We start from the raw sequence: 23,017 nt of genomic DNA, 5'->3' as shown, positions 1-23,017 counted from the left end.
AAAATTCATGACCATAAGTGCTGTCGATAATAACACATCAAGCCTTATGAAATACACTCCGGCAACGAATACCGCTGCCGGAAAGACTTCACCGTCTTTATCGAGTTTTGCCTCGCAGGCTGAATCAAAAACAGACGATGATAAGAGTGCAACCACAGGTACGAATTCTGCTCCTGCAACAACAGCTGCACCAACGACTGGAACGCAAACACCTTCAACGTCGAATACAGGTACGACTATCGGTTCTACGACTGCTACATCAAGCACGGACGGAAAAGCGCCAACGGCCGATTATAATACATTTATCAAATTGTTGATTGCGCAAATGAAGAATCAGGATCCTACAAAGCCGATGGATTCAACCGAATTTGTTTCGCAATTGGCAAGCTTCTCGGCAGTCGAGCAACAAACCCAGACGAACACCAAACTTGATACAATGGCTAAGTCACTGAACAATATTATGGTTGATGGCCCGATTTCCCGCGCTGAAGGATATGTGGGCAAATATCTTTCATTTACCGATGAAAAAGGCGTTGTGACTGCAGGAACGGCACAATCTGTCACGATTTACAGCGATGGTTTGATTGCTAAACTGGACAACGGAAAAGACCTTCTCATCGGGCCTGGTGTGACTGTGATGAATAACAAGCCACAGGCTTGATCTATCGGGGTTAGGAAAAATGAATGAAGCTGATGCCGTAGATATGATGACGGCGGCAGTCTGGACCGTTCTGGTTGCAAGCGGTCCTGCCGTTGGCGCTGCTATGGCCATCGGCATTGTTATCGCTCTTTTTCAAGCTTTGACGCAAATACAGGAAATGACGCTGACTTTTATACCTAAAATTGTCGTCATTTTCGTTGTTCTTGCACTGACCGCTTCGTTTGTAGGCAGTCAAATTTATTCGTTCACCCAGTTAGTCTATGGGCGCATTGAATCGGGATTTTAATCTCATGATTCTTTATAGTATAAAGCAAATATAAAACACAATTTATCGATATTTGTATTATTCAACGTTCGCATTTGTAATTGATCTGACGTCTGTTTTTCTAAAATCTATAACACAAATATATACGTCGAGCATACGATCCATGCTCTCTAATATCGTTCGGTTAAAACACTGAACGGGTATTTAAATGACACAAAAAATGGAAACAGCCATTTAATGGCTATTTCCACTTGGAATTGTTAAAATCCGCCGTTTCGAAAAGTTAGATATCTTCTTTAGTAGTTTCGGGATTTATTCCGTTCACACTAACTTGTGTATCAATTTTGAAGCTTCCGGAATTAACAGTTGAAAGATCTGTATCACTATCTGCTTGAACCGTTGAGGTTGGATTCTGGGATCCATCCGCTTTCAAACCGGTAGTCTTTTTATCTGCGCTTTTATCATCAAAGGATATATGCGGCAGATGGGTTTTACCTTTCGAGCTAACCTTTCCACCACCTAGTGAAGAATCATCTTTTGCCTGAATGCCGCTAGACCCCTGATCGCTTGTTCCGTCAGCATTGGCATCATTACCTGATTTAACTTCCGGCGTAACTTTATTATCGCCAGCATCAGGAACCTTGGCTTTCTGATCATCAACCTTCGCCACACCATCAACATCCAAGCGTGTTGTGCTGTCATCCGTTTTCTTGCCATCCAAACCATTACCGGATTGGCCTTGAACAGCTTCAAAAAGCTTCTCCATTTCGGCGCGAGCTTCATCAAGATTTTTCTGATGTAAAGCTTCTTGAGATGCTGTTTGTTGTTCCTTTATAAGCTCTGTAATGTGAGCCATTATCTCAGCGACACTCGCAGAAATCGGATAATGCGGCCGCGGTTCAACAATAGGAATTTGTTCCACAACCGAGTCGGTCCGAGCCGTCTGCGTTGATGGCACCGCTACTTGCACGGTCGTCAACGAACGGGTGCCTGATGTAGCATCAACCGGTTGCATAATTACTCTCCAAAAACTATCAACAAGCTCCAATCTTCATGATTTTTCTTGTTCTGTTTCGAGCTCCTCATAAGCCTAGTTGGCATAATATTCTTTTTTTTAGAAAAAAGCAAGAATTCTTGATGATTTTCAAATACCAACAGGAAATAAAAGAATCCAACGCCCTTGGTATAACGAGAATCCTATTTTAACTTTGAAATAACAAAGACGTTCATCAAAAACGTAATCTATTCGGAACAACAATATATCAATTGCCAGGTTGAAGTTCAACTGGACTTTCAATTGTTTTATATGCCACCCTTGTCAAGGTTTCGCAGCCTTTTGGCTTCTAATAAGCAATAAAGCAGAAACTTTAAGCTTTCGTTCATATAAAATTGGCGTTGTTGAAAACAACTATTTACATTGTATTGTGCTAAATTGATTATCCCATGCGCTCTGAAGCGTAGCTCCCGGGTGTTGCGGGGAAGACAACCGTGCGGTTATCGTTAATAAAAACGCGATGATGGATATGAGCGTGAATGGCGCGTGCTAAAACTTGCGCCTCGACATCCCGCCCCAGTGCAACGTAATCATCTGCGTTTTGTGCATGAGTTACACGCACAACATCCTGTTCAATAATTGGTCCTTCATCAAGATCGGCTGTCACATAATGGGCGGTGGCACCAATAATTTTGACACCGCGTTGAAAAGCTTGCTTATACGGGGTTGCCCCCTTGAAGCTTGGCAGGAATGAATGATGGATATTGATAATTTTTCCCGACATTTCCTTGCAAAGCCGATCCGACAAAATTTGCATGTAACGGGCGAGAACAACGAGCTCCGTTCCGGTTCCGGAAATGATTTCGAATAAACGGTCTTCGGCTTCCCGTTTGCGGTCTTTATTGACCGGAATATGGTAAAAGGGGAGGTCATTGTTGACAACGAGTTTTTGATAATCAAGATGATTGGAGATAACACCCGTTATATCAATTGGCAGCGCACCTATTCTCCAGCGATAAATGAGATCGTTCAAACAATGGCCGAATTTTGATACCATGATCACAACTTTCATGCGGTCTTGTGTATCAAAAAAATTGGCGTTCATAGAGAATTCACGAGCAATCGGCTCAAATGCCTTTTCGAGCTCGTGCATATCTTTCCCGCCTTCACTATCAAAACCGACGCGACAAAAGAATTTTTTCGACAGTGCATCATCAAATTGCGAACTGTTGACAATGTTACATGTATTTTTTGCCAAAAATGTCGATATAGCGGCAACGATGCCCCTTCTTGCGGGACAAACGACAGTTAAAACAAAACGTGACATTGTCATTTGTATCATGTGTCCTATTGGCCAATCAATTGTTATTCATATCGGGTGACTTCCGGTTATTATCTGTTTTAATTAAGAAATATGAATATAATATTATTGTTAGGTTATCGATGAGGCATCGATAATTTTTGCTCGTTACAGAGCTTGCGTTTTTGTCAAATGACATGGCAATTATTTCTCTACGGTTGTAAAGTAATAGGAGTTCTTTCCATTGAAGGAATTCGGGAGACAAGAGTCTCCTTGATATGGACATTTGGTCTATGATGAAAAATGTTGGTTGGTTCGTTGCAATTGTTGGACCGAGTGGGGCGGGAAAAGACACGGTCATTAATGTTATTCATGAGGTTCTGGCAAATAACGAGGACTTTTTATTTACCCGACGTATAATCACGCGACAATCCGGTATCTCGCGACAAAATCGACAAGATGAAAATTCGAAAAAATTAGGTAACGAAGACAATATAGAAGTATCAGTGGCACAGTTCCTGAAACTTCTGGATCAGGGCGCATTCTCTATGCACTGGTTTGCGCATGGAATTTATTATGGCCTTCCCGCAGATATAGAGAATGACGTAAAACAAGGGAAAATTGTAATTGCCAATATCTCGCGAAATAGTCTTGGAATGGCAAAAAAATTATTCGACCATGTTCTCGTCGTTGAAATCAATGCTCCGGCGCAAATTCTGAAAGAACGACTCATCAATCGTAAAAGAGAAAGTAAATCAGATATTGCCGAAAGGCTGGAACGTGCAAATGTTCCAATCCAATTGCCCGACGGGGCTGAATATTGCTACATAGATAATTCGGGTGATGTGAAAATTGCGGTCGGCAAATTATTGGTAATTCTGGAAAAATTGGCTGGACAAAATTCCCGCATGACTGCAGACAAGCATTAAAACTATAGATCATAAAACCTGTATTTATTTTTTACCCGATTTACGGCGAAATCTGTTTTTCCAACCAAAGTAAATTATTTTCTTTGCTTTTCGAAAAGTCAAAAATTGTTGTTTCATGATCTCTGTGTTCTGGAACACGGAGAAATCGTCACGCCGATTTTGAGCAAAGAACAGATAATCAATGTTATTGCGAAAAATATCTTGTTACGTCAGTGCAAGAGCACTTCGGCCTATTCATATATTCAATCGCGTTCAGGGCTGATTTAACAACTCGCGTCCAGACAGACGACATTGAGAGAAGAATAAGTTGTTAAACGAGGAGAAAAGGAGGTTAAAAGCAACCTCCCGTCAAATAACTAAAATATGCTAGCTAAATGTGCAATTTAAAACGGAAGCCGGTCATTCCGGCTCATCTTCGTCCGGCTCGCTGGTAAAAAGATTTTCTCCCACGACATCTCTATCCTCGTCACTCAACGGATTTTCTATATCTTCTGCTTTCTTGTTGCGTGGACGGAATTTGCCATCATCGTCGCCTGTAACGTCATCAAAAATGTCGACAGTATCGACGGGACCATTCTTATCATCGTCCTGTTCGTCGATTTTTTCGACATCGACTATTTTTACATGTTTATTTTTATCGTCATCGGACATTTTTAAAATTCCTGTATTCGTTCTTCTAATTAAATGTGTGTTTCAACCTGATAGTCTGCAAGACTAGATCATTTTTTTATTACTCCTGTAAATGATGCAGTTTTTAACTGCGACAATTCACCCCGTTAAACAAAAATGATGAGGGTTTCGATTGAGAAAAACAGATGGCTAATTTCGTGTAACTGTGTTTACTGACATTGTCTTGGAGCTATCTCGCCTTTTAGGGAGAAAAAATCCCTGATCAAGCCTTCATTGCAACGTTCATGTAGCGAATACTGAACGTTGAAAGCCCGCTTATAAAGTTTGAAATACTAAATATCGGATTTTTTTAATCATAATAAAAAGGTTTAGGCGGGATTGAATCGGTACACTAGTGCACTGGAATGGAAACAGACTATGCTGGATGTCATACAGTGCAAAACTGTGGCAATGGCTCAGCACTATTCGAATCGCGCAAACTGATCAAAAAAGGCTGGTAAATTAGATAATTGGCCCGAGAAGTGAGTGATCAGCATAAAAACTTGTCTACCTGCTGCTGAAAAAAGTGTCTAACTTTTTCACCACAAAAAAATCAGAAAGTAAATTATATAATCTTTTCAAGGAGATAAATTGGCTGGGGAACCTGGATTCGAACCAGGACTGACGGAGTCAGAGTCCGCAGTTCTACCGTTAAACTATTCCCCAGCATTTCTGCTTTTTGCGAGAACAGCATGGCTTTTAGCATATCCATTTCAATATACAAGCCTAAACTTGAGAAAATAATCCTGTCATAGTGCGTTCAATCTGTTGGCTGAATTCCCGACAAAAAATTTCGACTGTCGCATCGCATTTCCGGCTTAACGTTCGATAAGATTTCGTTTTAACTTTTAAGCTTTTTTCAAAAAAATGAAGAAGCTTGGTTCCAGCTATTGGTAAAAACCGTCAACGCTGTTACATTAGAAACAACGATAGGTAATGAAGTGTCCATTGTGAGGAAATGTCCCCATGGCGCTTTTAAGGAAAGATGATGATGACTCCGTTGATCGACAATCCGGAAGGGTCGGAGCGGGGGAAGCCGGGCGGAAATGATGCAAAAAGTGTGCATGAACGCTTGGAAAGGCATGAAAATGGCGGCGGAGAACCGCCTTTAACAGGGTCTTTAGCTGTTCCCCCATTCAGGAAAAAGCGCGCCAAAAGGCGCCAGAACGGGAAGTTGCGCGCGTCTGGCGAACAGACTGCAGCTGCTGGACCTGAAAAATCCCGTTGCAATAAAAAACGTTCGCGTAAAACGCCGGTTTTAACAATCTCCGACGATAATAGAACGAGGCCAAAAAGTGTTGAAAAGGAAAGCTCCACGGACGAGTTCAAAAGGCATGGACATCCAATTCATAGCTATTGGAAAAAAGTGCCACTTTATGCAGCACTTGATTTGGGAACAAATAATTGCCGTTTGTTGATAGCCGCGCCGACTAAACCAGGTCATTTTCACGTTGTCGATGCATTTTCGCGCATTGTGCGTCTGGGGGAAGGATTGGGGCGTACGGGGCGTCTGAACGAAAATGCGATGGAGCGGGCAATCGAGGCTCTCAAGGTTTGTCGTCTAAAACTTGATCAAAGAAAGATCAAACGGTGCCGGCTTATTGCAACAGAAGCTTGCCGGTCTGCAGAAAACGGTCAACGTTTTATTGAACGGGCTGCACGGGAAACCGGTATTGATCTTGAAATTATCGATCGCGAGACAGAAGCACGTCTTGCGGTTGCAGGCTGTGGCACACTGGTTGAAGATGATACCGATGCTATAGTTGTCTTCGATATAGGGGGCGGGTCGTCAGAAATCGTATTGATCGACCGGTCGAAAAAACGCTCTCCACGGCTTGCTGAACATATTATTGCATGGACGTCGTTACCCGTTGGTGTCATTACTTTGGCCGAGCGTTTTGGCGGTGAAAATGTGACGGCCGATGTTTTTGAAAAAATGAAGGATTATGTCCGTCATTTGTTGATGCATTTCGAGGGGCGCAAGAAACTTGGAGCATTGGCAAAAAGTCCGCATTTCCATTTGCTGGGCACTTCGGGGACGGTCACAACGCTCGCCGGCATTCATTTGGAACTTGCCAAATATGACCGTCGTTTGATTGACGGAATTTGGCTTAACAATGATGATGTCGAAAGCATGACCAAACGTTTGCTCTCATGGAATCTTGAAGAACGTATTGCCAACCCGTGTATCGGGCAGGACAGGGCTGATCTGGTGCTTGCCGGCTGCGCTATTCTTGATGTCATAAGAGAAGAGTGGCCGTCCGAACGGTTGAGGGTGGCTGATCGTGGTTTGCGGGAAGGGATATTGACGGAATTGATGTCACGTGATGGTGCATGGAGAAAACGTCGTCATATGAATGCACGTTTCGGTCTGCCGAAAAATCGTGAAAGTGAGCGTTTATGACAACAAAAAAAACAGGAACACATGCTGGTGGAAGAGGCGGTGCAGGCACTCATGAACTCCACACAAGGGTAAAAAAGAAAGCCGGAACGATCAAGGCGTCATCGCGCAGATGGCTTGAGCGTCATCTCAACGATCCTTATGTGCATCAATCAAAAATAGACGGATATCGTTCCCGTGCAGCTTACAAGCTTATCGAAATCAATGAACGCTATCATCTCTTAAAAAAAGGACAGAAGATTATTGATCTTGGTGCAGCCCCTGGTGGCTGGTGTCAGGTAGCGGCAAAAATTGTTGGCTCTACAAATGACCATCCTTCTGTCGTTGGCATAGATTATCTTCATATGGATCCCTTGCCGGGTGTAACAATGCTGGAAATGGACTTTCTTGATGATGATGCACCCGAAAAGCTGATGGACGCTCTTGGAGCCAAGCCCGATCTCGTAATTTCCGACATGGCTGCGCCGACAATCGGTCACAAGCAAACCGATCATATCAGAACGATCCATCTTTGCGAAGTGGCTGCCGATTTTGCCGTATCGGTCTTGAAACCGGGCGGGCATTTTCTTGCCAAAACCTTTCAGGGCGGCGCGGAAAATGAATTGCTGACAATATTGAAGCAGAATTTCAAAAAGATTTACCACGTCAAGCCTCCGGCAAGTCGGGCGGAATCGGTCGAGCTTTATTTGTTGGCCTATGATTTCAAGGGTAAAAACGCTTGAACAGGGCTAATGGGGGCTGGTGTTGTTACTTCGCCTAACAAAACCGTATGATTGATAATAGTTTTTATAGTTCGGGCCGAAAATCTGAAAATCGAATGTGCTGAAAAACTTGTGACCGATAAAAGCACATGCCATGACAAGAGAACGTCGCAATTTCGGACTGTTCGTTAAATTCGTGTCCAAGACGGAGGCTGGTTGGAAATCCGTTGAGGAGACGATGAATATTTGCTCTTCAGGATATGTTTGAAGTTCGAAAGCGTATCTATCGGCTGGTTGGATGATTTTCGCGAAAAAGTCGAGCTTTCCAACGAGAGTTTGTGTCATTATCAAAGCTGCTTTTTTAAATATCGGGCTAAAAATCAGTAAAACTATTTCGCTTTCCATCTCTATAGCCTTGTCCGGAACTTTGCGCTATGAGAGAGGCAAAGACCAACGAAGAGTATAAAAAATGAAATTTCTCGATCAGGCGAAAGTCTATATCCGTTCCGGAGATGGCGGGGCAGGTGCAGTTTCCTTCCGGCACGAGAAGTTTCTCGAATTCGGCGGGCCCGATGGCGGTGACGGTGGTCGCGGCGGTGATGTCTGGGCTGTTGCGGTCGACAGTTTGAATACGTTGATTGATTACCGCTATCAGCAACATTTCAAAGCCAAAACCGGTACGCATGGTATGGGGCGCAATATGACGGGTGCCAAAGGGGCGGATGTCGTATTGAGAGTACCGGTTGGTACCCAAATTTTTGAAGAAGACAACGAAACGCTTATCTGTGACTTGACAGAGGCGGGGCAAAAATTTTGTCTGGCAAAGGGCGGAAATGGAGGTTTTGGCAATCTGCATTTTACCACGTCGACCAATCGCGCGCCCCGTCGAGCCAATCCCGGACTTGAAGGGATCGAGCGCACAATCTGGTTGCGTTTGAAGTTGATTGCCGATTGCGGACTTGTCGGCCTTCCGAATGCCGGAAAATCCACTTTTCTTGCGTCTGTTACAGCCGCAAAACCTAAAATTGCCGATTATCCGTTTACCACATTGCATCCCCATCTTGGCGTGGTTCGTATTGACGGGCGTGAATTCGTACTTGCCGACATCCCCGGTCTTATAGAAGGTGCCCATGAAGGCGTTGGCATTGGCGACCGGTTTTTAGGTCATGTCGAACGCTGTCAGGTTCTTTTGCATCTTGTTTCTGCACAGGAAGAAGATGTAGCGAAAGCTTATCAGATCATCCGTGACGAATTGGAAGCCTATGGTCACGGGCTTTCTGAAAAACCGGAAATCATTGCTTTAAGCCAGATTGATATTCTTGACGAAGAAAAAAAGCAGGAAAAGCAAAAACAACTGGAACAAATATCAGGGAAAAAAGTCCATCTTTTGTCAGCAGTTACGCACGCAGGAATAGAGGCGACTTTGCGTTCGATTGCTCGAAATATTGACGAAAGTCGCAAAGAGAAAGCGGCAAAGGAAGCCGGAGAATAGGCATTCATGGTGCAGGAATTAAAAAAGCTTGATCAATATAAACGTATTGTTGTCAAAATCGGCTCGGCTCTCCTTGTTGATCGCAAACACGGTCTTAAAGTTGAATGGCTTGAAAGCCTGATTAATGATGTCGCTGCATTGGAGAAAAAAGGCGTGGAGGTGCTTCTGGTATCATCCGGTGCTATTGCCTTGGGACGCACGCTCTTGAAACTACCGTCGGGTTCTCTCAAACTTGAGCAAAGTCAGGCGTGTGCGGCAATCGGACAGATCGAACTTGCCAAAGCCTATGGAGCCCAATTGTTAAAACATGGCGTAATGACCGGACAAATTCTGCTGACACTTGTTGATACAGAAGAGCGCCGCCATTATCTCAATGCAAGGGCAACAATCAACACGTTACTTCATTTTGGTGCAGTTCCTGTCATTAACGAGAACGATACGGTTGCAACCGGTGAAATCCGTTATGGCGATAATGATCGTCTGGCAGCACGCGTTGCAACAATGATGGGAGCAGATCTCCTTATTCTGTTATCCGATATTGATGGCCTTTATTCTGCACCGCCGCATCTTGACGATCATTCGGTATTCATCCCCTATATCCGGTCGATCAATCCCGCTATTGAAAAAATGGCGGGTCTTGCCGCTTCCGAATTATCGCGTGGGGGAATGAAAACAAAGCTTGAAGCAGGCAAAATTGCCAATCAATCCGGAACGGCAATGATTATAACGTCGGGTAAGCGCCTCCACCCGTTGGCCGCTATTGATCAAGGTGAAAGGGCAAGCTTTTTTGCAGCGAGCGAAAAGCCTGTAAGTGCTTGGAAAGCGTGGATATCCGGTCAGCTTGATCCATCAGGCACATTGACGATAGACGAGGGGGCAGTGCGCGCATTGAAAAGAGGAAAATCTCTTCTTGCAGCCGGTGTTGTTGCCCTTGATGGCGATTTTCACCATGGTGATACTGTGGCGATTGTTGACAAGGATAACATCGAAATCGCAAGGGGAATGGTCAGCTATGATAGGGATGAGGCTGATCGTATTATCGGTTTGAAAAATTCCGAGATCGAAGCTGTTTTGGGCTATGAACCAAGATCTGCAATGGTCCATCGCAATGACATGGTTTTGCGGAGTTAACCATCATTTATTATCGATAATTTTTGTTATGCTTGCGTTATAAATATCGTTCCTTAAGCTTAGCGGTCGGTAGAGTTATAATATATATTGAGTTATCGGATGCGATGTGGCTAACTGCCGGCACGTGGTGGTTTAAAAGGAAAATGTTTCATGGCTGGTTTGCACGACAATCTTTTGAAAATGGGAAAAGATGCCCGTTTGGCTGCCCGGACATTGGCGCTTGCCCCCTCGCTTAAGAAGACACAAACGCTTAAAGCGATCGCCAAAAATATTCGCGAGCGTAAAGATGATATATTGTCGGCCAATGCCAAAGATATAGAGAAAGCCAAAAAGAATGGTATGAGTGCTGCTCTTGTTGACCGTCTGTTGCTTGATGAAAAACGAATTTCATCGATAGCCGATGCCGTTCATACAATTGCTGGTCTTCCTGACCCCGTAGGCGAAATTATGAGTGAATGGAAACGCCCGAACGGATTACAAATCCAGCGCGTTCGCACGCCGCTTGGCGTTATAGGTGTCATTTATGAAAGCCGGCCCAATGTGACTGCCGATGCAGGCGCCTTATGTCTAAAAGCTGGCAATGCTGTTATTCTTCGCGGTGGCTCCGATAGTTTTCTGTCGTCAAAAGCGATTCACGAAGCAATGGTTGAAGGCTTGAAGTTTGCCGGTTTGCCGGAACAGTCTATCCAGTTTGTCGACACAGTTGATCGTGATGCGGTGGGTGAATTGCTCACCGGCCTTGATGGCAATATCGACGTTATTGTTCCAAGAGGCGGCAAAAGTTTAGTAGCGCGTGTGCAAAAGGAAGCACGTGTTCCCGTTTTCTCCCACCTTGAAGGTTTGTGCCATATCTATGTTGATAAATCCGCCGATCTCGACATGGCAAAAAAGATAATTATCAATGCCAAATTGCGACGCACGGGGATATGCGGTGCGGTGGAAACTATTCTTGTTGACCAAGCAATTGCCGATAAGATCATTCCGGTTCTTATTGCACTTCAACAAGCCGGTTGTGAAATTCGTGCCAGTGAAGATCTTGTCGATAAAATTCCGGGTGCCAAGCTTGCCACCGAAGCCGACTGGTCGACCGAATATCTTGACGCCATTGTATCGATAAAGACAGTCGATGGTGTAGAGGGCGCAATCGATCACATCAATCGTTATTCTTCCCACCACACAGAATCGATTATTGCCGAAGATAAAAAGGCGGTCGACCTCTTTTTCAGAAGTCTCGATTCAGCCATTCTTATGCACAATGCGTCGACACAATTTGCGGATGGTGGAGAATTCGGTTTCGGAGGTGAAATCGGCATTGCTACGGGCAAAATGCATGCTCGTGGCCCGATCGGTGTCGAACAATTGACGACATTTCAATATCATGTCAACGGTAACGGGCAGATACGTCCTTGAATGACGTTTTCCGATATGAAAACAAAATGCCGCATTGCGAAAACGGCAATCGGATAGGCCTTTTTGGCGGGTCGTTCAACCCGCCTCATGAAGGGCATCTGCTGGTTGCCAAAATTGCTCTTCGTCGATTGAAACTTGATGAAATATGGTGGATGGTAACCCCGGGCAACCTTCTGAAAGACAGAAGCGGACTTTTGCCGCTTCATGAAAGAATGCGTTTAAGTGCCGAACTCGTTGACGATCCGCGAATAAAAATTACCGGCTTTGAACAAACAATCAAATCCTATACGTCAATTACAACGCTTTCCTATTTACTCGCTCACCATCGAAATATCCGCTTCGTTTGGGTCATGGGGGCCGATAGTCTTGCGACATTTCATCAATGGCAGGAATGGAAAAAAATCGTCAATACCATCCCGATCGCTATTATTGACCGCCCGTCAGCTTCAATGTCGGCACTTTTTTCACCTATGGCGGAAACATTCCGGAAATTCCGTGTTAAAGAATATAATGTTGCTGCATTGCCTTATAAAAAACCTCCTGCATGGGGATATATCCACGGCCGACGCTCTTACGCGTCTTCCACGGGCTTGAGGCAGAAAAACGCAAAGGAGTGCGTGAACGTGAAAGCAACCGAAAACAGGAAACATGCCGATTTTTCTTGAAAAAAATCGGTAAGTCTGTAACCATCATAATAAAGAAACGGGTGTTAAAACAAGAATTTATATCGGGTTGAAAGGTGAATAATCTGAAAAAAACTATAGAGACATCAAAGAAGCATAAAATCGGCAAAGACGCTGCCCTTCAACAAAATTTAGCGGACGATCATGCCGGTTTGATTGTCGAGAATAATTTGCAGTGCGTTCTTTCGAGCCTTGATGATTCAAAGGCGCAGGATGTTATCACGATTGACCTTCGCGGGCGTTCCCCATTAGCCGACTATATGGTGATTGCTTCGGGCAGTTCGCAGCGCCATGTTTCGGCATTGGCTGACCATCTTCTCTATGCCCTTAAAGACTGTAATAAAGGTCAAACCAGGGTGGAAGGCTTGAGCGAGTGTGATTGGGTGCTGATTGATCTCGGCGATATTATTGTTCACTTGTTCCGGCCGGAAACACGGGAATTTTATAATCTCGAAAAGATGTGGGGAACGGCGAACAACAATAACGGTATTGCTTTCAGGGTCGGAGAAAATTGACGTGCAGATTTCGGTATTTGCCGTTGGACGTATGAAAAAAGGCCCCGAGCAGGAACTTGTCAGCCGTTATTTCGACCGGTTTTCAAAATTGGCACCTTCCTTGGGGCTGAGCTTTCAAAATGTTCATGAAATTGTCGAAAGCCGGTTACAAAATGCCGACCAGAGGATGGAAGACGAGGGTGAGAAACTTCTCGACACCTTGCAAGAGGGGAGCCGTCTTATTGTTCTCGACGAACGCGGAAAATCGGTAACATCGGTTCATTTCGCACGAATGTTGCAGAAATTTCGCGACGAGAGCAGCAAACATCTGACTATTGCTTTGGGTGGTCCCGACGGACATTGTGAAAAGGTCCGTAAACGGGCCGATTTGTTACTGTCATTCGGTGCAATGACATGGCCTCACCAGATTGCACGAATTTTGCTTAGCGAACAGCTTTATCGCGCAGCAACGATTTTGAGTGGTCATCCCTATCATCGCGTGTGACGGCGTTCTGAAAATATTAAAAACGCGTTTGTTAACCCGATCTTAGGGGGAAACTGTTTAAAACTGTGTTTTAAACGTCAAACGGCTTCAACAGGAAAAATGGTAAGTTTTGTCATCAGACATGATGCAAAGTTTATCTCGCATATATTTGCGGGAGCTGTGACGATTTGTGCTTTGATCTATTCGAGCTTCCCTGCTTTCGGTGATGAAAACGGAAATAGACAGGCGGCAGCCAAAGCACTCGAAGATATTCGCCAGACAATGACGATTTCACGACAGAAAATGGCTGAATTGGCAGGTCAGGTTGATAATTTGAAAAAAGATCAACGAACATTGACAGCCGAAATTGTTAAAGCCGCAAAGAACGAACGGGAAGCTTCCGAAAAAATTGCTTCAAGCGAGAACAAGTTAAAAGACCTTCTTGATGAAAAGTCGAAAGTAAAGCAGAATCTCGATAGCCGAAAGAGCGAATTTGCTGAAGTCCTTGCAGCTCTTGAACGAATGGGACTTAATCCGCCTCCGGCTATTCTTGTCGAGCCGGATGACGCGTTAAAATCTGTCCGCAGTGCAGCACTTTTGGGAACGCTTGTGCCGGAAATGCGCGAGAAAACATTGGCACTTTCGGCAAGCTTGAAAGACCTGACCGCGGTTGAAAATTCAATAAAAACCGAACATGAAGAAATGAAAAATCAGGTTCAGTCACAGGCTGAACAACAAAAACGATTGAGCCTGTTGCTTGAAGAAAAAGCAAAATTGCAAAAAACTTCCGAAAGCGAACTGACCACACAAAGAAAAAATATCGCGGAACTATCCGAAAAAGCAAAATCTCTTGAAGATCTGATTGCCGAACTCGAGCGGCAATCGCGCCAGCAAACTGCAAGCACCGGCATTACAAGCGAAAATGCGGGGCTTCTTCAAAATCTTGATTTCGAGGCGAAAAAAGGTAGCCTTGTTTTACCGGCAGCGGGCAAGATCGTTCAGAAATTCGGAGCCAATAACGGTGCAGCCCTTGGTGATACAGTTGAAACGCTACCGGGAGCAATTGTAACAGCCCCCGCTGATGGAGTGGTTGCCTATGCCGGACTATTTCGTTCATATGGCGAGTTAGTAATCCTTGATACAGGACAGAATTATCATATATTGCTTGCCGGAATGGACAAGATCAATGTAACCCAGGGCCAATTTTTGCTTTCAGGTGAGCCGGTTGGTACAATGGGTATTCAACAAATTGCTAGTGCGGCTTCTTTGGATATAGGCAAAAGCACTCCGATGCTTTACATTGAGTTCAGAAAACAAGGTAAACCTGTAAGTCCGGCACCGTGGTGGGTAGCTGGTAAGTCGGGAAGGAACCAGAATGATTCGTAAATTGACTGTTTTGGCTGCCGGAGCATTATTGGGCGCAAGTTCAATGATCATGATGCAATCTTTTGCAGCAAATAGTGATGGTGACACTTATAAGCAGCTTGCCATTTTTGGTGATGTTTTTGAACGCGTGCGGGCACAATATGTGACAGTGCCTGATGATAAAAAACTGATTGAAAATGCTATCAACGGTATGTTGACCTCGCTTGATCCGCATTCATCCTACATGAATGCCGAAGAGGCAAAGGATATGCGGGTTTCCACCAAAGGCGAGTTTGGTGGATTGGGTATTGAAGTGACAATGGAAAATGACCTTATCAAGGTTGTTTCGCCAATGGAGGATACGCCTGCTTCCAAAGCTGGCGTTCTCGCTGGTGATCTGATATCCAAAATTGATGGCGAACAGGTGCGTGGTCAGACCTTGAATGATGCTGTCAGCAAAATGCGCGGCGAAGTCGGCAAGCCGATCAAACTGACAATTATCCGTAACGGTGTTGATAAACCACTCGAAATCACTGTCGTTCGCGATATTATCAAAGTCAAGGCCGTCAAATATCGTGTCGAGGGTGATATCGGTTATTTACGTCTCATCCAGTTTACTGAACAAACTTATGATGACTTGCAGGCAGCTATTAAAGACATCCAGTCGAAGATTCCGGCAGATAAGCTTAAAGGATATGTCCTTGATCTGCGTTTGAATCCGGGTGGATTACTGGATCAGGCTGTCAGTGTATCGGATGCATTCCTTGATAAAGGTGAAATTGTTTCAACGCGTGGACGTGATCAGGCAGAAGTCATGCGCTTTGACGCAAAACCGGGCGACATATCCAATGGCAAGCCGTTGATTGTTCTCATCAATGGCGGGTCGGCCAGTGCTTCCGAAATCGTCGCTGGCGCCTTGCAGGATCATCGCCGTGCAACGATTCTTGGCACGCAATCTTTTGGCAAAGGCTCGGTACAAACAATTATTCCGCTTGGAGATAACGGCGCTTTGCGTCTGACGACAGCGCTTTATTACACACCTTCGGGTTCTTCAATCCAGGGCAAGGGGATTACACCCGATATCAAGGTAGATCAGCCATTACCGGACGAGTACAAAGGCTATGACGTCAATTTGGGCGAATCCGAGTTGAAAGGTCATATCAAGGGCAATCAGGAAGATGATAAGGGATCCGGCTCTGCCGCCTTTGTTCCGAAGGACCCGAAAGACGATATCCAGCTTAATGAAGCCTATAAATTGTTGCGTGGTGAAATGGCAAATGCTGCCTTTCCTCCGAACCCGCAAAAAGGCGTTCCTAATTGAACTAAATAAAAAGCGCGTTCAACGCGCTTTTTGTTTATCGAAATAGGGCTTTGGAGTTTTACCCATGGAAAGAGAAAACCGGAAGCCAAAGGTTCCGATTTTTAAAATATAACTTAAGGGTGGCGGGCTTAATCAAAGCGTTATAGAATCTTGATATGATTTCGGATGGCAATACATTTGGTAATAAAAGATGACAAAAAACGATATAGATAAACAAAAAAACAAGACAGATTTGCCTTACCGTAAGTGCGTTGGAATTGCCTTGTTTAATAAAGACAATCAAGTATGGGCCGGACGGCGAATTACAAACCGTTTAAGCGAGCTCAAAGGTGCTTCCAAAATATGGCAAATGCCACAAGGGGGAATTGACAAGGGTGAACACCCTATCGAAGCGGCAAAACGAGAACTTTATGAAGAAACCGGTGTCCGTTCGATAGAATTAATTGCGGAAACAGGGGGGTGGCTTACATACGATTTGCCTGAGGAACTTGTCGGCATTGCGTTGAAGGGCAAATACCGCGGGCAAACACAAAAATGGTTTGCATTCCGCTTTACAGGTGATGACAAAGAAATTGCGATCAATCCGCCTCCGGCAAACAATACTGCAGAATTCGATCAGTGGAAGTGGGTGGATCTGGAAGCTCTTCCGATGATGGTCGTGCCGTTTAAACAAGCTGTTTACGAAAAGGTTGTTGCCGAGTTCCGGCATATTATTGCTTGATACAGTCAAACGAATGAAATTTTTCTGGTTTCAACGCATCAGTTCCTTTATACGTTGTGTTTGAATTTCAAATATCGGGGAAATACTTCCAGAAAGAATTTTAATATGAAACGTTTGCTCAGTTCTTTTTTTGTGGCTGGATTACTTTGTTCTACTTTATCAGCCGTCGCCGCTAATGATAAGGGCGGCAGACCCAATGCCGCAACGTTGCCGAATGGTGCTTCGTCGCTTACTGAAACCTATGGGCTATGGACGGTCAATTGTGCCATACAGAACGGTGAAAAAGCTTGTGCTCTGCTTCGCCAGGAAGTTAACAACCAGAACCAGCCGGTCATCAGCATGAATGTTTCGACAAATAATAACGGGGATGTTTCCGGTGTTATTGTTGTGCCTTTCGGCATTCTGGTTTCCAAACCGGTAAAGCTTCAGGTTGATGATACCAAGGCGGTTATTGAAACAGGCGTTCGTACCTGTATGCCTGTCGGTTGCATTGTTCCTGTTGCCTTTGACAAAACGTCAACTCAAGCCTTACGCGCTGGTAAACAACTCAATGTCAAAGCAACTTCGGCCGGTAATAATGAACAGCCGCTGGATAATCTCTTTGTGCAACTTGATGGCTTCGGTTCGGCTCTTGATCGCTTGAATGCACTTAAAAAATAATCCGTCGACTGCATAATCGTCTGATTAGTTTGATTTGGAAAAATGGCTCGAAAGAGCCATTTTATTTTTTGAATAATAAAAGCCTTAATGCATTAAGTGTAACCAGAACAGTTGCTCCGGTATCGGCCATAACAGCAAGCCAAAGTCCTGTAATGCCGAAAATTGTTGTTAAAAGAAAAATCAATTTCAAGCCGAGCGCTATGGCGACATTTTCCTTGATATTCAACATTGTTGTTCGGGCAAGCGTAATAAGTGTCGGTATATCGCTCACACGGTTGCGCAATATGGCTGCATCGGCTGTTTCCAACGCCACATCGGTTCCCGAGCCCATAGCAATGCCCACATTCGCGGCTGCAAGTGCCGGTGCGTCATTGATACCATCGCCCACCATAGCAACAATATGATTTTTGCCAAGTTCATTGATTGCTTCCACTTTCATGCCCGGCATCAATTCGGCTTTGACGGCAATACCCAGTTTTCTTGCAATGGCTTCTCCGGTCTGTTTATTGTCACCGGTCAGCATAACGGCTTCAATGTTTAACTGGCGGAGTTCTTCTAAAGCTTCAAAAGCATCATCCCTAGGCTCGTCACGCATTGCAATAACGCCGATTGCCTTACCATCATGATGAACAACGACGACCGTCTTTCCTTCGCTTTCGAATTTTTCAGCACTTTTTTGTAATGTTTGGCCGATAATTCCGTAATCGCTTGAAAATCTTGGGGCTCCGATAAAAACCGGTTTACCTTTCCACTCGGCAATAATACCTTTACCGGCAACGGCTTTGACATCTTTTACCGAAACTGCTTCTATTTTACGTTTTCCGCTTTCAGTGATGATCGCAACAGCAAGCGGGTGGCTAGATTCCCGTTCCAGAGCAACGGCAAGTTGCAATAATTCATTTTCAGAATATTCGGTTGCAACAACATCTGTGACAACTGGTGCGCCCTTGGTCAAAGTGCCGGTTTTATCGAATGTTATACAATCAACCTTCGATAAAGTCTCGACTACGTTCCCACCCTTGACAAGAAGACCATGACGGGTGCCGGTCGAAAGTCCGGATGCAATTGCAGCCGGAACAGAAATAACAAGAGCACAAGGACAGCCGATCAATAAAAGCGCCAATCCGCGATAGGTCCATTCTCTCCATTGCCCATCGAAGAGAGGGGGGATGATGGCGACGAGGATCGCGATACCGACGATAATCGGCATATAGATTTTAGAAAAAGCATCTATAAACCGTTCTGTCGGCGCTTTCGCGTCTTGTGCTTCTTCGACAAGTGAAATGATGCGTGCAATGGTATTATCGGAAGGCTTTGTTTCCACACGGATACGCAATGTCGATTCATTATTGATGGAACCGGCAAAAACCTTGCTGTTGATTGTTTTTGTTACGGGGATTGATTCACCGGTAATCGGCGATTCATCGACACCGGAGGTTCCCTCGATAACAACGCCGTCAGCTGGCAAACGATCGCCCGGTCTTGCAAGGACAATATCTGAAATCCGAAGGCTGTCGGCAGGGACTTCTTCAAGCTTGCCGTCTACTTCTTTCCAAGCGGTTTTAGGAGCAAGCTTGCTTAGTGATTTGATGCCTGCACGGGCATGACCCGTTGCAACCCCCTCAAGCACTTCGCCGACACAAAAGAGAAAAACAACGACAGCTGCTTCCTGTGTCGCATTAATGAAAATGGCACCGATAGCCGCAATTGTCATCAGCATTTCAATCGTAAAAGGGCTGCCATTTTTCAATGCAGCAAACGCCCGTTTTGCAACCGGAAGAAGTGCAGCGAGTGCGGCAATTGTAAAAAACCAGAACGACAAATTTGGTAAAAAAGCCGATGCAACATATGCAAGAACAAGGAGAACGCCGGAAAAGATCGCCGCTTGGCCTTTTTGCGTTTGATACCAGGATTTTTCTTCTTGTTGTTCCCGAGGTTGATCGTTGTCGATTTTGTGAAGGCGATAACCAAGCGATGCGACTGTTTTTTCTATCTCTTCGGGGCTCACACGGCTTTTATCCGCTTTTAAAGACAGTCTTTCTCTGGTGAGAGAAACATGAACATTTTCCACGCCGGACATGCGTTCCAAAGCGGTGGTAATCGTTCTTGCACAGGCTGCGCAATCCATGCCTTCAACGCGCCATAAAGAATCGTTTCCCGCTTCTAACCGCGGGTCGTCATCGACGATTTCTTCATCTTCATCATCATCTTCATGGGAATGATCGTGGCAATGACCGCCACAGCAATGATCATGAGTGTGTTCATGGTGGTCGTCATGATGATGTCCGGCATTTAAGTGATGTTCATGACGATGTTCTTTTTCATCTTCGGACACCGATTCGACCTTATTGCTACTTTGTGCGGTCTCCATTGGAGAATGGGAAACAATGTCTTGGCTCTGTTCAACAGGTTTTGCGGCATTATCGTTATTTATTTGATGATTATGAGCATGTAGAACGGTTTTCTTTTCGACTTCAGCCATGGCTCGTTTCTCCTCTTTCGGGCTTCCAGTCATGTAACGGAAACTTCAACACCAAAATTGCAGAATCTCGAATTTCATTTTTGAAAATCTGACTCTCGAAATCCGCGAACTGAAATTCCCGAAAATGATATTTCCGACGGTGGAATTCATTGTCGAATAACTATATAATTCCTGTAGTAACTACAGGTTCAAGAGAAAAAATGCAGAAAATCTATTTTTCAATCGGCGAACTTTCAAAACATACCGGATGTAACATTGAAACAATCCGTTATTATGGGAAAATCGGCCTGCTGGACGAGGCCGAGCGCACAGAAGGAAATCAGCGCCGTTATGTCGAAGCTGATTACAAGCGTCTGTTGTTTATTTTAAGAGCTAGAAATCTCGGCTTTTCTATCGAAGCCATCCGCCAGCTTATAACGCTTTCCAAACATCCGGATGATCCATGCGGGGAAGCAGATACGATTGCACAAAAGCAACTTGCAGAAACGCGCATGAAAATTTCACGCCTGAAAATTCTGGAAAAAGAGCTGGAGAGAATAACAAAGCCATGCAGCGGCCATAAAATACATGAATGCAAGGTTATTGAAAGCCTCGCAGATATAAGCTCTCTTCAAGCATGACAGCTTGAAGAGAGAATTCTGTTGATTTTTACAAGGCTTGAGGCGTGTAGCCCTCTTCCTTCATAATGTCAGCCAAACTTGCCTTGTCGGCCACACCTTTGACTTTGACGAGATGTTTGTCGAGTTCGATATTGACATCGGCAGACGGATATTTTTCTTTGATAGCGTTGGTGATTGTTTTTACACAATGCCCGCATGTCATATCCTCTACCTTGAACAAGCTTGTGTTTTGATCAGACATTTTTATATTCCTTTGCCTATTGACTATTTACTATAATATGAGGGGTTCCTATAGGGTAAGGTCAAGGGCGGGGAGTAGTTTATTTTCATAAAGCCCGCAAAACAGGAAAAAGATGAAGTCTGCACGTAATTTGAATGGTGATGACATACGCACTTTGGGACTTGCCTCTCTGGGGGGAGCACTCGAGTTTTATGACTTCATTATATTTGTGTTCTTTACAGCCGAAATTTCTCATACGGTTCTCCCGTCGGAAATGTCGCCTTGGCTCGCCACAACATGGACCTATGGCATATTTGCCGCCGGTTATCTGATGCGCCCTATAGGGGGAGTCGTCATGGCACATCTTGGTGATAAACTCGGACGAAAGCGTATTTTTACTTTTTCGGTCCTTTTGATGTCGCTTGCAACCTTGGGCATGGCTTTTGTACCGACCTATAACCATTTCGGTATTCTTTCTCCGCTTATTCTTTTGGCCTGCCGGATGATGCAGGGGTTAGCCGTCGGCGGCGAAGTTCCCGGTGCGTGGACATTCGTAGCCGAACATGTTCCCGAGCGTCATGTCGGGTTGTCTACAGGCGTTCTTACCTCCGGTTTGTCCCTTGGCATTCTGATCGGTTCTTTTATCGCGTTTGCAATCAATCACATTGTTCATAACAATGTTTTGCCGTGGCCTGAAAATGTTACCGATTTTTGGGGCTGGCGGGTTGCCTTCATCATTGGCGGGATTTTCGGGCTGATTGCTGTCTGGCTCCGGCGGTTTCTGGAGGAAACGCCAATTTTCAAAGAATTGAAAAGGAAAAAAGCTCTATCCAAAGAAATCCCTTTGAAAGTGGTTTTGACGAAATATCTGGGAAGTGTTGTCGTTGCTGTTCTTTTAACATGGACATTATCCGCAACGATTATGATCAGTACCTTGCTCACCCCGAACTATATGAAAGCTGCGCCTTATTATTATTCAGGTGACGTCACTCTTGCTGCCAATTCGATTACCAGTTTTTTCCTTATTCTTGGAACGCCGGTTGCAGGATTTCTTTGTGACCGTTTTGGCAGTGGCAAGTTTTTTACCTTTTCGGGAATTGTTTTTGCGGTCATCTCTTACGTTTTTTATCACTGTGCAGGATATTCAACGGGCGTGTTTTTCGTGCTTTCGGCCTTTCTCGGTTTTTTTGCCGGTTATGTCGGTTCGGTTGCTTATGTGATTGTTCGCAGTTTTCCGGCCACAGTCAGGTTTTCGGGATTGTCTTTTTCTTATAATATTGCCTATGCCGTTTTCGGTGGCTTGACGCCATGGGCAATCAATTTGATGCAACCGGTTTTTCCTATGTTTCATATGTGGTATCTGATTATCATTTCTCTTCTTGCAAGCCTTGTCGGGCTTTACCTCATTTTTTTCGGAGAAAAGAAACAAATGCCGATAGGGATAGAGGAGCTCGAAACAAAGGATTTGTGATTGCCGCGATCGGAATATGCCCTAACCAGAATATGCCCCGATCGGAATATGCCCCGATCGGAATATGCATTGAATTCACAAACTTTTGCTGCGCTTGTGATTTTTCATGATAAGTTTTAAGCGCTTGTTAAAAAAGCCTTGCCCATCAAACGTTTGAATGGCAATTTCGCTGTTAGTCGACTTTCGAAGGAATAGAGAATGATTTTCGCTTTGCTATCTGTGATAGATCTTGTTTTTAGTGTCTATATTTTCATTCTCATTGCGGGGGCTGTATTTTCCTGGCTTTATGCGTTTAACATTGTAAATCCGCGCAATCCACTCATTGCAGCAATCGGCAATTTTCTTTATCGGGCGACCGAACCGGTGCTCGCGCCGATCCGACGTATTCTGCCAAACCTCGGATCAATCGATATTTCGCCGATTGTCGTATTCCTGATTATCTATTTTATCCGTATTTTTATGTGGCGCGCCTATTTTGGTGTCTTTTTTTAAATCCGGACGACGCATTTCGATTTAAAAAAATAGTCAAAGAAAATAGTAAGG

General features: G+C 44.6%; 23 protein-coding genes and 1 tRNA gene. 18 read left to right on the top strand and 6 right to left on the bottom strand.

The annotated features are described in order from the left end of the window. Positions 1 to 7 precede the first annotated feature (7 nt). The gene (gene flgD / locus PEB0122_RS06425) at positions 8 to 661 is read left to right on the top strand and encodes a flagellar hook assembly protein FlgD (RefSeq protein WP_225867807.1); all 654 of its coding nucleotides are present in this window, start codon (positions 8 to 10) and stop codon (positions 659 to 661) included. 19 nt (positions 662 to 680) lie between these two features. Continuing rightward, positions 681 to 947, top strand: a complete 267-nt coding sequence (gene fliQ, locus PEB0122_RS06420) for a flagellar biosynthesis protein FliQ (protein WP_075870273.1) — start codon at positions 681 to 683, stop codon at positions 945 to 947. Between the two features lie 262 nt (positions 948 to 1,209). Here fliQ and PEB0122_RS06415 read toward each other — a convergent pair whose 3' ends face one another. Together PEB0122_RS06415 and purU are read right to left on the bottom strand one after the other, a co-directional pair. Further along, positions 1,210 to 1,941, bottom strand: coding sequence for a hypothetical protein (locus PEB0122_RS06415; RefSeq protein WP_075916153.1), 732 nt, complete (start codon positions 1,939 to 1,941; stop codon positions 1,210 to 1,212). 421 nt (positions 1,942 to 2,362) lie between these two features. Further along, a complete protein-coding gene (gene purU / locus PEB0122_RS06410) occupies positions 2,363 to 3,247 on the bottom strand; it encodes a formyltetrahydrofolate deformylase (RefSeq protein WP_075870271.1) in 885 nt (294 codons plus the stop codon). A 266-nt stretch (positions 3,248 to 3,513) separates the two neighbouring features. Between purU and phnN the strand changes: the two genes are divergently transcribed. Continuing rightward, the gene (phnN, locus tag PEB0122_RS06405; protein ID WP_158025420.1) at positions 3,514 to 4,149 is read left to right on the top strand and encodes a phosphonate metabolism protein/1,5-bisphosphokinase (PRPP-forming) PhnN; all 636 of its coding nucleotides are present in this window, start codon (positions 3,514 to 3,516) and stop codon (positions 4,147 to 4,149) included. 399 nt (positions 4,150 to 4,548) lie between these two features. Here phnN and PEB0122_RS06400 read toward each other — a convergent pair whose 3' ends face one another. Beyond that, the gene (locus PEB0122_RS06400) at positions 4,549 to 4,800 is read right to left on the bottom strand and encodes a hypothetical protein (RefSeq protein ID WP_075870269.1); all 252 of its coding nucleotides are present in this window, start codon (positions 4,798 to 4,800) and stop codon (positions 4,549 to 4,551) included. 610 nt (positions 4,801 to 5,410) lie between these two features. Further along, a tRNA-Gln gene (locus PEB0122_RS06395) sits at positions 5,411 to 5,484 on the bottom strand. Positions 5,485 to 5,803: 319 nt separating this feature from the next. On the opposite strand from PEB0122_RS06395, the gene PEB0122_RS06390 reads away from it, so the two are divergent. From PEB0122_RS06390 to PEB0122_RS06330, 12 genes are all read left to right on the top strand, one after another. Beyond that, positions 5,804 to 7,222 (top strand): Ppx/GppA phosphatase family protein, encoded by a 1,419-nt coding sequence (locus PEB0122_RS06390; protein WP_083650243.1) that lies wholly within the window; start codon positions 5,804 to 5,806, stop codon positions 7,220 to 7,222. Then, a complete protein-coding gene (locus tag PEB0122_RS06385) occupies positions 7,219 to 7,941 on the top strand; it encodes an RlmE family RNA methyltransferase (protein WP_075870268.1) in 723 nt (240 codons plus the stop codon). The genes PEB0122_RS06390 and PEB0122_RS06385 overlap by 4 nt, the downstream gene beginning before the upstream one ends. 448 nt (positions 7,942 to 8,389) lie before the next feature. Further along, complete coding sequence (gene obgE, locus PEB0122_RS06375; protein WP_075916147.1) at positions 8,390 to 9,412, top strand: GTPase ObgE; 1,023 nt, start codon at positions 8,390 to 8,392, stop codon at positions 9,410 to 9,412. A 6-nt stretch (positions 9,413 to 9,418) separates the two neighbouring features. Beyond that, positions 9,419 to 10,543: a glutamate 5-kinase gene (gene proB / locus PEB0122_RS06370; protein ID WP_075870265.1), complete on the top strand. Its 1,125-nt coding sequence runs from the start codon at positions 9,419 to 9,421 to the stop codon at positions 10,541 to 10,543. Positions 10,544 to 10,693: 150 nt separating this feature from the next. Further along, complete coding sequence (locus tag PEB0122_RS06365) at positions 10,694 to 11,953, top strand: glutamate-5-semialdehyde dehydrogenase (protein ID WP_075916145.1); 1,260 nt, start codon at positions 10,694 to 10,696, stop codon at positions 11,951 to 11,953. 26 nt (positions 11,954 to 11,979) lie between these two features. Further along, entirely contained in the window at positions 11,980 to 12,618 is a 639-nt protein-coding gene (locus PEB0122_RS06360; protein ID WP_075916143.1) for a nicotinate-nucleotide adenylyltransferase, read from the top strand. A gap of 170 nt (positions 12,619 to 12,788) precedes the next feature. Beyond that, entirely contained in the window at positions 12,789 to 13,151 is a 363-nt protein-coding gene (gene rsfS, locus PEB0122_RS06355) for a ribosome silencing factor (RefSeq protein ID WP_225867819.1), read from the top strand. 1 nt (position 13,152) lies between these two features. Then, entirely contained in the window at positions 13,153 to 13,635 is a 483-nt protein-coding gene (gene rlmH, locus PEB0122_RS06350; protein WP_075870263.1) for a 23S rRNA (pseudouridine(1915)-N(3))-methyltransferase RlmH, read from the top strand. Positions 13,636 to 13,734: 99 nt separating this feature from the next. Continuing rightward, positions 13,735 to 15,000 (top strand): murein hydrolase activator EnvC family protein, encoded by a 1,266-nt coding sequence (locus PEB0122_RS06345; protein ID WP_083650241.1) that lies wholly within the window; start codon positions 13,735 to 13,737, stop codon positions 14,998 to 15,000. Next, positions 14,990 to 16,300, top strand: coding sequence for a S41 family peptidase (locus PEB0122_RS06340; RefSeq protein ID WP_075870262.1), 1,311 nt, complete (start codon positions 14,990 to 14,992; stop codon positions 16,298 to 16,300). Before PEB0122_RS06345 ends, PEB0122_RS06340 begins: the two co-directional genes overlap by 11 nt. Positions 16,301 to 16,490: 190 nt before the next feature. Continuing rightward, positions 16,491 to 17,021, top strand: a complete 531-nt coding sequence (locus PEB0122_RS06335) for an RNA pyrophosphohydrolase (protein WP_075916141.1) — start codon at positions 16,491 to 16,493, stop codon at positions 17,019 to 17,021. Between the two features lie 105 nt (positions 17,022 to 17,126). Continuing rightward, positions 17,127 to 17,681 (top strand): invasion associated locus B family protein, encoded by a 555-nt coding sequence (locus PEB0122_RS06330; RefSeq protein WP_075870260.1) that lies wholly within the window; start codon positions 17,127 to 17,129, stop codon positions 17,679 to 17,681. Positions 17,682 to 17,742: 61 nt separating this feature from the next. Here PEB0122_RS06330 and PEB0122_RS06325 read toward each other — a convergent pair whose 3' ends face one another. Beyond that, positions 17,743 to 20,163, bottom strand: coding sequence for a heavy metal translocating P-type ATPase (locus PEB0122_RS06325; protein ID WP_225867806.1), 2,421 nt, complete (start codon positions 20,161 to 20,163; stop codon positions 17,743 to 17,745). 200 nt (positions 20,164 to 20,363) lie between these two features. Between PEB0122_RS06325 and PEB0122_RS06320 the strand changes: the two genes are divergently transcribed. Next, positions 20,364 to 20,783 (top strand): MerR family transcriptional regulator, encoded by a 420-nt coding sequence (locus tag PEB0122_RS06320; protein ID WP_075870259.1) that lies wholly within the window; start codon positions 20,364 to 20,366, stop codon positions 20,781 to 20,783. Positions 20,784 to 20,811: 28 nt separating this feature from the next. On the opposite strand, the gene PEB0122_RS06315 is transcribed toward PEB0122_RS06320, so the two are convergent. Further along, complete coding sequence (locus PEB0122_RS06315; RefSeq protein WP_075870258.1) at positions 20,812 to 21,024, bottom strand: heavy-metal-associated domain-containing protein; 213 nt, start codon at positions 21,022 to 21,024, stop codon at positions 20,812 to 20,814. Between the two features lie 112 nt (positions 21,025 to 21,136). On the opposite strand from PEB0122_RS06315, the gene PEB0122_RS06310 reads away from it, so the two are divergent. Together PEB0122_RS06310 and PEB0122_RS06305 are read left to right on the top strand one after the other, a co-directional pair. After that, positions 21,137 to 22,474 carry an MFS transporter gene (locus tag PEB0122_RS06310; protein ID WP_075870257.1) on the top strand — a complete coding sequence of 446 codons (1,338 nt, stop codon included), beginning with the start codon at positions 21,137 to 21,139 and terminating at the stop codon, positions 22,472 to 22,474. A 198-nt stretch (positions 22,475 to 22,672) separates the two neighbouring features. Beyond that, complete coding sequence (locus tag PEB0122_RS06305) at positions 22,673 to 22,966, top strand: YggT family protein (protein ID WP_075870256.1); 294 nt, start codon at positions 22,673 to 22,675, stop codon at positions 22,964 to 22,966. Positions 22,967 to 23,017: the final 51 nt, after the last annotated feature.

It is taken from the genome of Ditibartonella apis, assembly GCF_001952075.1.
Lineage (GTDB): Bacteria > Pseudomonadota > Alphaproteobacteria > Rhizobiales > Rhizobiaceae > Bartonella > Bartonella apis.
This window is presented reverse-complemented; position numbering and strand designations above follow the sequence as displayed.

What these genes read in the sequence shown, in the direction of transcription:
- PEB0122_RS06315 (WP_075870258.1), bottom strand. Translation starts at nt 21,024, where the DNA reads ATGTCTGATCAAAACACAAGCTTGTTCAAGGTAGAGGATATGACATGC.
- PEB0122_RS06310 (WP_075870257.1), top strand. Translation starts at nt 21,137, where the DNA reads ATGAAGTCTGCACGTAATTTGAATGGTGATGACATACGCACTTTGGGA.
- PEB0122_RS06345 (WP_083650241.1), top strand. Translation starts at nt 13,735, where the DNA reads ATGGTAAGTTTTGTCATCAGACATGATGCAAAGTTTATCTCGCATATA.
- phnN (WP_158025420.1), top strand. Translation starts at nt 3,514, where the DNA reads ATGATGAAAAATGTTGGTTGGTTCGTTGCAATTGTTGGACCGAGTGGG.
- PEB0122_RS06330 (WP_075870260.1), top strand. Translation starts at nt 17,127, where the DNA reads ATGAAACGTTTGCTCAGTTCTTTTTTTGTGGCTGGATTACTTTGTTCT.
- PEB0122_RS06360 (WP_075916143.1), top strand. Translation starts at nt 11,980, where the DNA reads ATGCCGCATTGCGAAAACGGCAATCGGATAGGCCTTTTTGGCGGGTCG.
- PEB0122_RS06340 (WP_075870262.1), top strand. Translation starts at nt 14,990, where the DNA reads ATGATTCGTAAATTGACTGTTTTGGCTGCCGGAGCATTATTGGGCGCA.
- PEB0122_RS06325 (WP_225867806.1), bottom strand. Translation starts at nt 20,163, where the DNA reads ATGGCTGAAGTCGAAAAGAAAACCGTTCTACATGCTCATAATCATCAA.
- PEB0122_RS06390 (WP_083650243.1), top strand. Translation starts at nt 5,804, where the DNA reads ATGATGATGACTCCGTTGATCGACAATCCGGAAGGGTCGGAGCGGGGG.
- obgE (WP_075916147.1), top strand. Translation starts at nt 8,390, where the DNA reads ATGAAATTTCTCGATCAGGCGAAAGTCTATATCCGTTCCGGAGATGGC.
- PEB0122_RS06305 (WP_075870256.1), top strand. Translation starts at nt 22,673, where the DNA reads ATGATTTTCGCTTTGCTATCTGTGATAGATCTTGTTTTTAGTGTCTAT.
- purU (WP_075870271.1), bottom strand. Translation starts at nt 3,247, where the DNA reads ATGTCACGTTTTGTTTTAACTGTCGTTTGTCCCGCAAGAAGGGGCATC.
- PEB0122_RS06335 (WP_075916141.1), top strand. Translation starts at nt 16,491, where the DNA reads ATGACAAAAAACGATATAGATAAACAAAAAAACAAGACAGATTTGCCT.
- flgD (WP_225867807.1), top strand. Translation starts at nt 8, where the DNA reads ATGACCATAAGTGCTGTCGATAATAACACATCAAGCCTTATGAAATAC.
- PEB0122_RS06320 (WP_075870259.1), top strand. Translation starts at nt 20,364, where the DNA reads ATGCAGAAAATCTATTTTTCAATCGGCGAACTTTCAAAACATACCGGA.
- fliQ (WP_075870273.1), top strand. Translation starts at nt 681, where the DNA reads ATGAATGAAGCTGATGCCGTAGATATGATGACGGCGGCAGTCTGGACC.
- PEB0122_RS06385 (WP_075870268.1), top strand. Translation starts at nt 7,219, where the DNA reads ATGACAACAAAAAAAACAGGAACACATGCTGGTGGAAGAGGCGGTGCA.
- proB (WP_075870265.1), top strand. Translation starts at nt 9,419, where the DNA reads ATGGTGCAGGAATTAAAAAAGCTTGATCAATATAAACGTATTGTTGTC.
- PEB0122_RS06365 (WP_075916145.1), top strand. Translation starts at nt 10,694, where the DNA reads ATGGCTGGTTTGCACGACAATCTTTTGAAAATGGGAAAAGATGCCCGT.
- PEB0122_RS06415 (WP_075916153.1), bottom strand. Translation starts at nt 1,941, where the DNA reads ATGCAACCGGTTGATGCTACATCAGGCACCCGTTCGTTGACGACCGTG.
- PEB0122_RS06400 (WP_075870269.1), bottom strand. Translation starts at nt 4,800, where the DNA reads ATGTCCGATGACGATAAAAATAAACATGTAAAAATAGTCGATGTCGAA.